The organism is Solobacterium moorei, from assembly GCF_036323475.1.
In the GTDB taxonomy this organism is placed as follows: domain Bacteria; phylum Bacillota_I; class Bacilli_A; order Erysipelotrichales; family Erysipelotrichaceae; genus Bulleidia; species Bulleidia moorei.
In genome coordinates this window covers 201,508-215,254 of sequence record NZ_AP028934.1, presented here as the reverse complement: position 1 = coordinate 215,254, position 13,747 = coordinate 201,508, and the positions used below count along the sequence as shown (strand labels likewise).

The 13,747-nt window shown below is 37.4% G+C and carries 9 protein-coding genes; 2 read left to right on the top strand and 7 right to left on the bottom strand.

Going from position 1 to position 13,747, the window contains the following annotated elements; all coding sequences use genetic code 11:
• Positions 1 to 54: 54 nt before the first annotated feature.
• Genes RGT18_RS01005 through RGT18_RS00995 form a run of 3 tightly spaced genes read right to left on the bottom strand, consistent with a single transcriptional unit; the run spans position 55 to position 2,274 of the window.
• Positions 55 to 579, bottom strand: coding sequence for a GrdB-related putative oxidoreductase (locus RGT18_RS01005; protein WP_006526742.1), 525 nt, complete (start codon positions 577 to 579; stop codon positions 55 to 57).
• Position 580: 1 nt separating this feature from the next.
• Entirely contained in the window at positions 581 to 1,930 is a 1,350-nt protein-coding gene (locus RGT18_RS01000; protein WP_006526741.1) for a PTS sugar transporter subunit IIC, read from the bottom strand.
• 5 nt (positions 1,931 to 1,935) lie between these two features.
• Positions 1,936 to 2,274, bottom strand: a complete 339-nt coding sequence (locus RGT18_RS00995; protein WP_028077790.1) for a PTS sugar transporter subunit IIB — start codon at positions 2,272 to 2,274, stop codon at positions 1,936 to 1,938.
• Between the two features lie 200 nt (positions 2,275 to 2,474).
• Between RGT18_RS00995 and RGT18_RS00990 the strand changes: the two genes are divergently transcribed.
• Positions 2,475 to 2,906, top strand: coding sequence for a transposase family protein (locus RGT18_RS00990; protein WP_028078729.1), 432 nt, complete (start codon positions 2,475 to 2,477; stop codon positions 2,904 to 2,906).
• Positions 2,907 to 2,955: 49 nt separating this feature from the next.
• Here RGT18_RS00990 and RGT18_RS00985 read toward each other — a convergent pair whose 3' ends face one another.
• Positions 2,956 to 5,124 (bottom strand): LPXTG cell wall anchor domain-containing protein, encoded by a 2,169-nt coding sequence (locus tag RGT18_RS00985; protein ID WP_028078730.1) that lies wholly within the window; start codon positions 5,122 to 5,124, stop codon positions 2,956 to 2,958.
• Positions 5,125 to 5,526: 402 nt separating this feature from the next.
• Here RGT18_RS00985 and RGT18_RS00980 point away from each other — a divergent pair, with 402 nt between their 5' ends.
• Positions 5,527 to 10,074: a Cna B-type domain-containing protein gene (locus RGT18_RS00980; RefSeq protein ID WP_338174772.1), complete on the top strand. Its 4,548-nt coding sequence runs from the start codon at positions 5,527 to 5,529 to the stop codon at positions 10,072 to 10,074.
• A gap of 260 nt (positions 10,075 to 10,334) precedes the next feature.
• Here RGT18_RS00980 and RGT18_RS00975 read toward each other — a convergent pair whose 3' ends face one another.
• The 3 genes from RGT18_RS00975 to RGT18_RS00965 all read right to left on the bottom strand — a co-directional run bounded on the left by RGT18_RS00975 (position 10,335) and on the right by RGT18_RS00965 (position 13,694).
• Positions 10,335 to 11,663: an ISL3 family transposase gene (locus tag RGT18_RS00975; RefSeq protein WP_338174770.1), complete on the bottom strand. Its 1,329-nt coding sequence runs from the start codon at positions 11,661 to 11,663 to the stop codon at positions 10,335 to 10,337.
• A 682-nt stretch (positions 11,664 to 12,345) separates the two neighbouring features.
• A complete protein-coding gene (locus tag RGT18_RS00970; RefSeq protein ID WP_338174766.1) occupies positions 12,346 to 13,110 on the bottom strand; it encodes a transposase in 765 nt (254 codons plus the stop codon).
• Positions 13,107 to 13,694 (bottom strand): transposase family protein, encoded by a 588-nt coding sequence (locus RGT18_RS00965; RefSeq protein ID WP_338174764.1) that lies wholly within the window; start codon positions 13,692 to 13,694, stop codon positions 13,107 to 13,109. Before RGT18_RS00965 ends, RGT18_RS00970 begins: the two co-directional genes overlap by 4 nt.
• Positions 13,695 to 13,747: the final 53 nt, after the last annotated feature.

The following is a 13,747-nucleotide window of genomic DNA, read 5'->3' as shown; positions in this document are numbered from 1 at the left end:
TCTAATTTTTAAAATCAGCCCGAACAGTTAGCTTTTGTCCGGGCTTGACTTATTCTAATAACAAATTGTTTCTTTTAAAGCTTCAAGATTTTCCGGATGATTTACGGATGCATCAATGAACTTTGCCATATTTTCAAATGACTCACTTAACCCTGTTCCGCCTTTCTTAGGCATCTTTAGAATCGTAATATCATTCTTATATTGTGCAATCACTTCTTGATTTTCAATTGCCATCATACTTGCGACTTTTGCTGTTGTTTTTTCTGCAATTAATTTTGCACAACGAGCTGCCATTTCACTGTACTCAGGGAAGTTAAAGCATGGTCCACACAAGACAAAATCTGGTTCCAATTTCTTCACCATCGCAGTCATCTTCATAACCACTTCATCTTTATTCTGCTTGTAGTAATCCATTCCACAGTAAAGTGTTGCACTAATCTGACCGCCTATCTCTTTCAAATATGGTTCTAAAAGCATTGCAGTCCCAGCAATCTCGCGCGTTGCACTTAGTGTGCAATCAGGGTTGCTCTTACCACCTGCTCCAGCTAAGCCGGAATCAAAAATCAATATTACTTTCATATTAGTCTAACTTCAAATCATCGAAGGACAATTCATCAATTTCATCCTTCTTCTCTTCCTTCGCTAACTTCTCTTCTTCCTCTAGATACTTACTATCTTGCATCTTGAAGAATGGATAGTAGAGAGCCATATCTGCAAGTAGCATAAACAACTGTAAGATTACAGCATTAATTGAACCAGTCGTCAGATAACCTGAAATAAAGATTGGTGTTGTCCATGATAACTGAACACCAGATGTAACTGGAATGAATCCTACTGCTGTTGCAAGCTGTCCAATAATTGTATTCATTACAGGTGCAAGGATAAATGGAATTACCATGATAACATTCAATACCATTGGGAAGCCAAAGATAATTGGTTCATTGATACCGAAGATACCAGCAGGAAGTGCCATTCTTCCTAATGTCTTTAAACGCTTGGACTTTGCAATAAATGTCATCATTAATACAAGACCTAATGTAGATCCACCACCACCGAAGTTGCAGAAGAAGTCTGAGAATGCTGATGTAAATACATTTGTCATTGGTAAACCAGCCTTAGCCAATTCATAGTTCTCTAATGTTAATGCCTTATGAATTGGAGAGAAGATTGTATTTGTAACAGCAGGTCCATTGATACCAAAGAACCAGAACAATGTACTTAAGAACTGATAGATAACTTCAAATGCTTGAGACTTACCTAAACCAACTAATGGAGCCTGTAGTACTTGATAAATAAATGAATGTACATTTCCAAATGGAGTATTAACGAAGATCATGTTGATAAAGAAGAATACAAGCATTGATAATCCTGCAGGAATTAACGCAGCAAATGAATCCATAACTGCTGGTGGGACACCATCAGGTAACTTAATAACAAGTTTTTTCTTAATTGCAAATGCAAAAATTTCTGTAGAAATAATTGCTACAATCATTGCCAAGAAGATACCCTTTGTACCTAAATGACCAAACGAAAAACCAGAGAACATTTTGCCATCTGCATTCAAGAATGCAGCATGTTTCATTGGTGTAATCATCAAGAATGTAACAAGTGCAACAACCGCAGATTCAATCTTATCAACACCCTTTTCTCGTGCATATGCATATGCAATGCCCATAACAGATAGTAATGCATAGCAATCAAATGTAACTGCAGTTACTGCATCAAAATATTTTTCCCATCCTTCACCAGCAAATGTAGCAATCATCTCTGACCAACCCTCAATTGGGAAGTTGGAGATTAATAGGAAAATGGATCCAACGATAACTACTGGTACTGCATACATAAAGCCATCGCGGATAGCCACTAATACCTTATTCTTTGATAAGGTATCAGCGATTGGGATAAGGAACTTTTCTAAAGCCTTAATCATAATAATTATTTACCTTCGCTTTCTGCTTTCTTCTTTTTAATTTCTAAAATTGCACGTTTGAGAACTCTCTCTCCGTCCATGTTACCGTACTCTTCTGTATCGATAACGAAAATTGGTTTTCCTAGATGTCCATAACGATCGACTACCTTGTCATATAAATATTTAACCTGTGGTCCTAAAAGAATGGCATCTGGATTTTGTTCCGTAATGATTTTATCTAATAAATTATCAGAGAATGCTTTTACTTCAATATCTAAAGTATGTTGATCCGCAACCTTCTGCATTTTACTTGCCATCATAGAAGTAGACATCCCCGCACTACAGAATAGATAGATTTTATGCATAACTCCCCCTCCTTTCTATCGTTCTATCATTATGTTAATCGCAAATCCAACTCGTATTCCTTAATTTATCTGCCGCATGCTAGGAAACTTTACTTCTTTTTTGCACTATAAAATCTCACGGGGTATACTATTCATAATAAAAACTCCTATGCTAAAATTCAGTCTTGCAAGTGATTGAAATGAAACATAGGAGGCGCCATATGGCTATAAATGATTTTATCATATCCACACTTAATGTTAGTGATGATATGATTTTTTCGATTGATACAAATAAATCATCTGACAAATTACACATCTTAATAAAACTGAATGATACTCACCCTATCTGTCCCTGTTGTGGAGGTTATACAAAAATAAAGGATTATTCTTCGTACAGCTATAACCACCTTGACGTTGCAGGTATACCATCCATCATTGATTGGACAAGAAGACGCTATGTCTGTAAAGAATGTGGGAAGTCCTTCTCTGAGCCAAGTCCATATAGACGACAATCTATCACATTAACTTACGGACAGCTAATCAATGTAATACCATCAATCACTTGTACACAAAAGGATGACTACATCAGAATGCCAATACTAGCACTCTATAGTCATCCTATTTCACTATTCAAAACTCATTGCTTATTTTAGAGCGGGTTTCACGAAACCATACCGACTATTTTACTTAAGCTTTATATGATTACTTATTCAACTTAAATCTCTTTGTAATCATAAATCCAAATGCTGCGAAAGCTACAATAACTGCACCAATATAAAGGGAGAGATTTGAGGTATCACCCGTTTTAGGTGTGTTTGATTTAGCAACTTCTGGAGTTGCTGTGTCAAGATACTTCAACGTGAAGGTAATATTAGTACTTGTTGGATTTGTAGAATCTGCCCCAGATGGTGATTGTTCAGCATTCCACTTTAATACAAAATTAACAACATTGCCACTATTTACATCTGTAGCCTTAGCAGCAAGTTGACCTGCCATTGCACCACGTACAGTATAATTTGTATTCAGTTTTGCACTGTTATTAAAGTGTGCCCCATTTACAGTAACATCTAATGTATCATCCATACCAAGTACAGCATCTTTCAAATCTGCAAACGTTGTAACTGGTGCTGCAACAGTCATCTTGACTGTGATTGTCTTACCACTTACCGTCTGACTGATAATTCTATACTTGCCATTATCATGTAATAGAGAGACTGTTGGATTTGTATCAAAATCCATCTCGTCAGGGAGGGTTAATGTTGCTATAAATTCAGAATTATAATTTGTAAGTGCAATTGTTGTTGGGTCAACATTCGCTCTGTGGTATGTATCTTCAATTTGACGCATCTGTGTTTTAACAGAAGAAACATCTAGCGAACCTGTAAAAGCAATTTTAGCATCTTTAGCAGTTTCATACACATGATCATGCTGAGTATCAGTTCCAACCAAAATATCTCCAGGTAAAGTCAAAGTTTCATTAAAATTCTTCTCAATAGGAGCAGGATAATTTACAGATAACGCAATGATGCTTGGATTGTTAACACTTGCACCGGACGGTATCTGTTTACCATTCCATTTCAAGTCAAAATTAATAACATTCCGAGAAACATTATTAGTAGCTGTTGCAGTTAAGCCACCGGAAACCTCACCTGTAATTTCATAATCTGTTCCACCTACAGCATCCGCATCAAACTTAGCAGCAGGAACACGTACTTTCATATCATCATCAACTGCATTAACCGCATCTTTTAACTGTGAAAATAAAGTTATATTGTTCGCATTGACAAGTTCAAATGTCACAGTTGCCGTATGGGCATCTCCTGTAACATCACTCACCACAAATGAGCCATTGCTACCTTCTAATGAAGTATTTGCCGGAGACGGTATATCTGTAAAACTTACACCGGCAGGTAAATTTATAGTTGCTTTGAATTGTGTCTGCAAGTTGCTCAAACCAATTTGATTGGCTTGTGCTGAATAACTTGCTTCAATAGATGCCATTTGATCTTTGATTGTCTTAGCATGGAATACACCAACAAAATTCAACGCATCTGTCTTTTGCTTTGTAATTGCATGTGTTCCAGTGTCTGAATCTAACATCAAATCTGCATCAACATTTACTGTTGCAGATGTGTTAGTGACTGACGGCTGCGTAAATACAGTACTTGTCGCAAAATCAGCTGTTAGAGGCAACGTAGATTTATCAGAATTGAATGTTTGTTTACCAATTCCCCATCTACCCCAACTTCCACTTGGATAGAATGCAAAATAACCGCTACTTGTAATTTGCTTGCTATCATCAATATTTTTAGCATCACCATATCCATTTGCAGAGACTGTATATGGAATCGTAATATCTACTGTATGATTTGCCGTTCCTTTTTCTGCATCATAATAGTTCGCAATAGTCTGCCAGTTAACATCTGCCAACTTAAACTTCATCTTAACTGTATTCCCTGCAACAGAAGATGTAATAGTAGATGCTGGAATAATGCTCGTAGTACTGCCTATAGTTGGTGTCCCTATTGTTGCTCCTGCTGGGAAAGTAACATCATAATAAATAGATGCACTTGTACTAACGGTTTCTATATCCCATGGGAAATGTCCAGCTGATGCTTCACTGCGCATTTCCGTTTCAAATGCAGACATGACATCAGCCATTGGAATGGATGCTTTCCATTCCCCATTGTAAGTACCATTATTACTTCCTGCCACACCACTGACAGTACCGCTCACAGTAATGTACTGTGCAATAGGTAATGCGTTTGCCGCATTTGCCGTAATTGTACTTGGCAGTACCATACCACACATAACTACTAATGCTGTCAGAAAGGATATAATTTGTTTAAATAACCCACTTTTGTTTCTCATACTATTCTCCACCTCTTTCAAACTTTATTGATATAGTCTACATATATAAATATAATAAAGTCTTTTTTATATTATACATAATACTACTAAATATTATACATAATACTATTAAATTGCAAGAAATTCATCTACTTTTCGGGAGTTTTACAGTTGTAATTTAACAATTATTTTAAACGAAAAAAGAGGCTGTTAAGCCATTATTCGATATTTTGCATGTTTGTAACTTCTAAAGTTGGGGATTATATATTATACTAAAGATGGATGGTAATTCTCAGAAGATGTTGTAGTCAATTTGACGTTAAATAAAAATAACGTAAGTGAGAGTTGTGACCGTAAGGAATAGTGCTATTTCATTTTCGATATTCCATATATTTGCAAATAACTAATGGGGGGGGATTTATGATGAAACGATGGCAGAGACTATTTGTGTACTTAATGTCAATCATGATTGCTGTTGCAAGTTTTATTCCGGGGAGGTCCGTTGTACATGCTGAAGATACTGCCGGATTTAAATTTAATAAGCTGATTGTTAGAGAATCTGGTTCAGGAACAAAAGTTGCAGATTTGCTGAGTGGTGAAGTTCCTGAACTTAAAACAGGTATCATTTATACATTAGATGTAGAATATTCAATTCCTTCATCACTGCAGTTTTCTAATACATATTTTCATTTGAACTTAGGCGATGGTGCATATATCAAAACTCTGCCTGGGGCAACTTTTACGGAAGGCTCTATTTCTGCAACAGGTTTTGAAGAATTGATGAAAACACCTACTGGAACGGGAACATCACCATATGGGTATCCGGCAGCAGGTTCTGATGAATCCAGAAACGGAGAATTGATTTATAAGTCAAAGAATTCTTTGACAAATGTATCGTCACAAGGTGAAATCAGTTTTACTATAGATAGTGCTTATCTTAACCAAGACTCAAATCAAATTTTGGCAAATTTGATACAGGTGAAACTGAGTACAGATTCCACTGCAAATGTGGATGTACATTCTTATAATGTTAAATCTATAGAGGCATTTAGATATAATTTTTGGGTTGATCAAGCAACTGAGGTCGTTTCCAAAGGTGGTGTAACGAGTACATTGCTTGCATCAACTACCGGTGGAAAATCCCTGACAGAAGCAGGCAGTAAGACTACGTTAGATATTGTTTATCCAAGCGATATTGAGTTTGTGTCACTTGAAGAAGTAAGAGTTTATCATCAAAACGGAACGGTTGTTTCTACTACTGAAAGCGGCGGTTTAAAAACCACAACCGTTGAATGGGATGAACCTGGTTCGTATTCTGGCGCGCCCGCATTTAAGCCTTATCTTAAAGTGCCGGTAAACAGTGCGCGAGCAAATGGATCTTCTTTTAATGTTGTTTTGAAGAATCTTAAAAAGACAATTTGGAATGATACTCCAAATGCAGATCGCACTTCAAGTAATGAAGCCAATTTAACGGTAACAATCATTGATGGAAGTGTGCCGGAAAAGATCACAACGCATGCGTTGGTTGACAGTGCTGCTAACTGGGCATTGAAAAAGTACGATTCATATAATGTTCGTTTAGGGTCTTTATTGATAAAGAATGAATTGGCAATTCCTACAAAACCGAAGACACTTGAAATGAATATCGATGAAACAGATACGGCGATTATTCGTGGTGTTACGATTCCGTATCACCGGGACTTTGTATATGGAGATATTCATTGGACATCTGCAAGTGGGGCGAGTGGCGCGGCTGATGCAAGCGTCTTACAGAAATCAGGTGTTTCTGCATTAATTACAAATACTGCATTAGGATTGGATATTAATGATTCGATCAAATCCATCAAGATTGATTTGGGAACGATACCTGCAAGTTATGACGGCATTCGTCCACAACAGGATTTATTGGATACATGGAATCCAAACAATAAGTTTATTGCGGATGGAGAATTCTATGGTTGGTCATATATCTCTAACGGTGTATTCGGAAGTTGGAAAAAAGGTACAGATGCTGATGTTAAAACAACAGTGAAATTATATACGACAGGAGAAACTGCAACAGCAGCTGAAACATATAATTTGGTCGGTAAATCAAAGGCGCCTGAAATTAAGAATGGTGTTGGGTCGATCAATAAAGAGCAGATCATGGGTGGAGATACATTTCGGGTTTCCGGACGTATTGATGATGCAAACTGGGATTGGAATCCATTGCAAGAACCCGTCTTATACATGATGATGCCAGAAGGCTTTAGTTATTCTAACTTACAGATTACCGAAGGAACTTTAAGCGCACCGTCGTATGTCGGTGAATTTGAAAAAGACGGAGAACGAATCAAAGTTTGGAAATATTCTGTTGATATTGGTGAGGGAACAAGAGGTCAATATCAGCCTGACTTCACAAGTAAGAATATGACGGTGAAATTCGACGTACAGACGAATCAAACGGTCAAAACTGCAACATATCATATCAATGATTTCTTTGGATTTACAACAAAAGATTTTGCGGAAATCGGAGCAATTATCAAACCGGAAAAATGGGACAGAAGTAATTGGAATACAGACCAATATACAGCGGTTTTCGGAAATTCCGTAAACTCCGGTAAAGCAATGGTTTCTCTATCTGAGCGCCCGGGAATCAAAGTGACACAAGCGGTGTCGGTCGGAGCCCACTCCACTCTCATTGAAACAAAGTCAGGAATAAGTTTTGAATATGATAACACGTCTGAAGATACAAAGAAAAATACAACAGTGGTATTAACTAACGGTGAAACAGCGACAGTACGTATCAGAGTCAGAAATAACAGCGGGCGACCGATCAATCATGCAAGTTTATTTATTCCGCTGTTAAATGAAAATCTTAACTTCGGTGAGTCATTTATGCCGGAGGGTGAAAATAAATTACCGCTGAAACTTGATAAAGTTGAAACTACATCAAATTTTGAGATTAAATACATCAAAGTCAAACCAAACAAAACATTTGCCTTAAACCATGTTCCACAACCGTCAGATTATGATGTTGTTACTGATCCTGCAGATGCAAACATGTTGATGCTTTTATCAAAGACGTCACTTGGAAGCGGTGATGGCGGAAGAGTTGATGTAACTTACAAAGCTGAAAACACGTTGACAATGGCATATAACGATAAGGCAGATATCATTATGCCTGCATTGGATTATGACATTAACGGTAATCGTTCTACATTGACATTGCAACCTGCCGCAATTAGTTTCCGCACTTTCATGATCACAGTTAAGAAAGAATGGAAAAATCATGATGATACCGTAATTGCAGCACCTGTAAATCAGGTTGAAGTGGAATTATTCCACGATGGCACATCAGTTGAAAAGAAAAATATAACTGCTGCAGATAACTGGACAGTTTCATTTGACAATATTGAGCAGATTAATCCGGATACTGGGAATGAGTACCAATATACTGTGAAGGAAACCGGGCTTGATGGTTCGAATAAGATTAATCTTGCAGGTTCATGGTACACCGCGTCAGTATCCGGCGATGCAAACAACGGATTTACAATTACAAATAAAAAATCAATGCCATGGGAACCGTTGACTCCGGCAACGACAAGTAAAACAGTCACCAAAGAGTGGCAAGGTCTGTCACTGACAAATATTGATGCACAATCTGTGACAGTAAGATTGTATAAGAATGGTGTTGCAACGTCTGAAACAGCATTGTTGGATGTAAATAATCACTTTACAACGACATTTATGAATCTACCTGATACCGATACAGTTGCCGGTCCAAAGAATGTTTATAGTATCAAGGAGATTGACACAAACGGTACTGCACTTGATGAGGGCGATATTGTCACTCTCAACAGTAAAGAGTATAAGGTACACTACGATGGTGCAAAGATTATCAATATGTTGGTGAATCCGAAGATCTCCGTATCCGGCACAAAGATGTGGGACGATGCTAATGATCAAGATGGCAAGCGACCAAGCGAAGTGATAATTCACCTATATGCCGATGGAACAGATACAGGCAAAGTTGCCAAGGCAAGTGAAAACAGCAATTGGAACTATACATTTGACCAATTAGATACATATGATATAAATGGCGATGTGATTACTTATACAGTGCAGGAAGACCGGGTGGCGGATTATGAAGCACCGGTCATTAACGGGACGACGGTTACCAACAAGCACATACCGGAAGTTATTGATGTAGCTGTTGAAAAGATTTGGATAGATAACAATGATGCCAAGGACATGCGCCCTGCAAGTGTACATGTAACACTGTATGCCAATGGGCAACAGAAGGCGGTATATGATCTGGTAGGCGATGAGGACTGGAAGCATATATTTACCGGTCTTCCGAAGTATAGCAACGGTAAAAAAATCGAATATACGGTCAAGGAGGGCGAAGTAGATAAGTATATAGCAGAATATACTGGTGATGCAGATATAGGATTGAAGATCACTAACACTTATGTACCAACACCTGCAGAGGTGGATCCACCAGTGAAGAAAGTAATAGAAGGTAATCCAAGCAATGCATCTACATTCAGATTCCATATGATTGCTGATGATCTAAACCAACCGATGCCGATAGGAAGCACGGGAGGCATGAAGGAAGCAACGGTCACAGGTAGTGGGAAAGTGGAATTTGGCAGTTTTGAAATCACGGAAGAAGGCACATATAAATATCGTATAAGTGAGATTAACGATGGTATCAAGAACTATATATACGACAGCACTCGCTACATGATCACATTTGAGGTAAAAGATGTGGGAGGACAACTGGTTGCAGATACACACATTGAGAAGGAAGATGGCGTAGCAGTAAATGAGGTTGTATTCACCAATGTGTATGAAGAACCTACAACAGCGAACACACCAAAGACAAATGACAGTAACCATATTATGTTGTATGGTTTGATCATGAGTATTTCTGTGATGCTTGCAATTGTTGTGATTACAAATAAAAAGAAATTCTCGCTCAAGTGAAAAATTAAATTCGACTTCTAAAGGATAAAAAATAAAGCGAAAGTAAGTCATTCAGAAATAGTAGTATCGAGAATTGATAATCCAGGATGGGGCGAATATTGACCTCATCTTTCCCTAATGTAAAATAACTTGGGGTTTTAGAAAAAACCGCTTTAAAATTACATGGGGGTAAAAAGGTAGAAATTGTAGATGAGAATAATGTCTCTTGTCTACGATTTCTACCTTTTATATGTGCTAAGAAAGAAATGTTTTATTGTTAATTATTTTTTGTATGAACCACGCTTCTTTCCAATCCTTTTGTTGGATTGAAGGTGATCCGTAATTGTGTAATATAGTTTTCTGTTTAACGCGTAGAGCACTCTAGCACGGAATCTTGGAAAGTTTGAAAGACCATTAGAAACATTGATCAGTACACGTAATCTACTATTCATATATTCTGATAGTGCATTCGATTGTTTTCTGTCATCATACGGTCTTCTAAACGAGTTGAGATACTCCTCTTTCCAGTTTGTGATAGATGTCAAAAAGTCTTCGTACGCAGGTATATCAGCAGAAATAAACGCATCTAGTATGGAGGTAATTTCGATTGTACAAGATGGGTAAATAGCAGTTCTATTAAAGTTGCGAAATAATTCTTTTAAGTGGTAGGCAAGCGTTAAAACTGGATCAATCTCCAATAACTGATCATATAAATTTCGATAATTCAATTTTTGCCTAAAGAAACTGTTATATTTCGGCTCGTTATCTAAGTTGTAGTCGGTTTCCAGTAATTTATGCCATGTTTTAAGAAGATAATAAGCTCTACTTCCTTTTTCATAATGATTCATGATATCGATACGTAGACGTGAGAATCCAGATGTAAGATGCTCGATGACATGGAAAGGATCTACAGCGACGATGGCGTTGGGCAGATATTTCTTTACAACATCTTTGTATGGCTGCCACATATCCATGGTCACAATCTTCACTCTTTGTCTCTCACTTAATGGGATATTTTCAAAGTAAGTGCTGAGTTCCTTTTTTGAACGAGACTGTATGACTTCGTTTAGAACACGAGCTTTATTATCGACCATGACACATAAGTAAGAACTGTTTTTTAACGCCATGTCAGAATATAGTTCATCAATTCCTAGATACTCGGGTAAGAACTGCCTTGGAATTCTCAAGTAACTATCGGCATAGAGTTCTACCGTAGGAATAGATACATGTGCTCTTAGTGCAATTGTCTTTAAGTTAATGGAGATATCACCTAGATCTTTCATGATTTGATCGACCATAGAGAAGGTGGAGTGCATACCATCAGGGGTAAAGATATTGTCTTCACTAAAAGTACGATGACAGTCACGACACTTATATCGTCTACGTTTCCAATTGACAATCGTTTTTAGACCAGCGATGTCTTGCGTTTTGAATGTATATGTTAGAAGTCCTTTGCTAGATGTATCAGCACCACAGTAAGGGCAAATGGGGTGTTTATTTATCAGTAGAAGATAAATATTCAAGGTATCATGATTGCGATATGTAGATAGACTTTGAACTTGATCTTGGGACAAGTTCAAAGCAGATGTGATAATATAATCAATAGCCATTTATGGCCTCCTCTCAAGACATTTTCTTTCATAGCAAAAAGATAATAACATGAGAGGTTTTTTTATTTTTGAAGGTACCCCAAGTTTTCTGAAGAAGTATCAAAAAGGCACCCCAAGTCTTCTCATTGCGGTACCCCAACCCCAAGTAATTTTAGAGCGCCCATCTTTCTTTGCCCATCATGAACCATGTGCGCAAGTGTATGGTTTTTGTCGTAATGTAAAATAACTTGGGGTTTTAGAAAAAACTGCTTTAAAATCACATGGGGTAAAAAGGTAGAAATAGTAGATGAGTGTAATGTCTCTTGTCTACGGTTTCTACCGTAAACACTAAATAGGTAGTACCTGTATATCAATCATAAGTCATGTCATAATCCCCCTAGACCTTTCTGATGAAGGAACGTTATTCTTGTTTTATGGAAGAAAGATGATACTGTAAAAAAGTTATCCACAAGTTTTATTAAGAAGATAGGCCCATAGATGGTGTATAAGGCATAAAAGCTTGATAACTTAAGTCAAGAAGAAATTTCGCTTAAGTAAAATCGGTCGGGGGTTTTATTAAACTCTCCTCTAAAATCAGTAATGGGTTTGGGATAGTAAAGAAGGATGACTATAGAGTGCTAGTAGTGGCATTCTGATGTAGTCATCCTTTTTGTGTGTGCGAGTGATTGATAGTATCAGTTTATTAGTCGTTAGTTAGTGTATCAGAGAGATGTTTGGTATATGTGCCACGTTTTTTGTGCTCTCGTTTTCTGGAATATAGACATGTTGTCAAGCAATAGAATAGTTTGTCGTTAAGGCAGTACAGTGCACGTGCATGAAAGCGTTCTAGGTTTGTATATCCATTGGACACCTCGATCAGTAATCGAAGTTTCTGATTGATATTTTCAGCCAGTGCGTTAGATTGTCGTCTATCGTTATACGGTCTTCTGAAACTGTTGATGATTTCTGGTTTCCAGTGTTTTAGTAAAGATATGAATTCCTTATAACAGTCTAAGTCAGAGTGTTCAAATAGTTCAATCAGATAATCAAGTTGTGCACCAGCTTCTTCAAATGAGCAGCGTTTATTGAAGTCTCTATATAGTTCCTTTAATTCATACGCAAGCTTTAGATTAGGACTTATCTCCAACAACATGTTGAAAAGATCCCTGTAATTCATCTTCTGGCGAAATTTCGAGTTGTATCTTGGCTCGTTATCGAGGACGAATGAATCAGATTCCAATAACTTATGCCAGGTCTTCAACAAATAGTAACTGGGACTATCATAGACACACTGTTTCATGATTTCTACACGTATGCGTGTAAAGCACTCCGTAAGGTGTTTGATGACATGGAAAGGGTCTACTGCTATTTCGCAATGTCTTAGGTACTTTTTACACATATCTCTATAAGGTTCCCACATATCAATCGTAACGTACTTTACTTTGTCTCTCTCCGATTGTGGGATCATTTCAAAGTGGTTACTTTTGAACGATTTGGCAGTATCTCGTTTAATGTCCTGTGATTGTTATCTACGAATACACAAAAGTATGAACCACCATATTTCGCCATGGAAGAAGATATCTCATCGATACCAAGGTTCTCAGGAAGTGTTAATCTAGGTGCACGGATGAAACTATCGGCATATACTTGTATAATCGTGTTGGATACATGGTATTTGAGTGCAATATCCTTGTATGTCATACGAACGTTATGTAGATCTAAGGCAATCGCATTGAGTACTGCGTATGACTGGTGGAAGTTCTCTGGGCCAAATGGACTTGGCTCAGAGAAGGACTTCCCACATTCTTTACAGACATAGCGTCTTCTTGTCCAATCAATGATGGATGGTATACCTGCAACGTCAAGGTGATTATAGCTGTACGAAGAATAGTCCTTTATTTTTGTATGACCTCCACAACAGGGACAGGTAGGGTGAGTATCATTCAGTTTTATTAAGATGTGTAATTTGTCAGATGATTTATTTGTATCAATCGAAAAAATCATATCATCACTAACATTAAGTGTGGATATGATAAAATCATTTATAGCCATATGGCGCCTCCTATGTTTCATTTCAATCACTTGCAAGACTGAATTTTAGCATA

Coding starts and splice junctions, on each gene's coding strand:
- RGT18_RS00995 (WP_028077790.1), bottom strand. CDS start 2,274: ATGCATAAAATCTATCTATTCTGTAGTGCGGGGATGTCTACTTCTATG.
- RGT18_RS01005 (WP_006526742.1), bottom strand. CDS start 579: ATGAAAGTAATATTGATTTTTGATTCCGGCTTAGCTGGAGCAGGTGGT.
- RGT18_RS00985 (WP_028078730.1), bottom strand. CDS start 5,124: ATGAGAAACAAAAGTGGGTTATTTAAACAAATTATATCCTTTCTGACA.
- RGT18_RS00980 (WP_338174772.1), top strand. CDS start 5,527: ATGAAACGATGGCAGAGACTATTTGTGTACTTAATGTCAATCATGATT.
- RGT18_RS00990 (WP_028078729.1), top strand. CDS start 2,475: ATGGCTATAAATGATTTTATCATATCCACACTTAATGTTAGTGATGAT.
- RGT18_RS00965 (WP_338174764.1), bottom strand. CDS start 13,694: ATGGCTATAAATGATTTTATCATATCCACACTTAATGTTAGTGATGAT.
- RGT18_RS01000 (WP_006526741.1), bottom strand. CDS start 1,930: ATGATTAAGGCTTTAGAAAAGTTCCTTATCCCAATCGCTGATACCTTA.
- RGT18_RS00970 (WP_338174766.1), bottom strand. CDS start 13,110: ATGATCCCACAATCGGAGAGAGACAAAGTAAAGTACGTTACGATTGAT.
- RGT18_RS00975 (WP_338174770.1), bottom strand. CDS start 11,663: ATGGCTATTGATTATATTATCACATCTGCTTTGAACTTGTCCCAAGAT.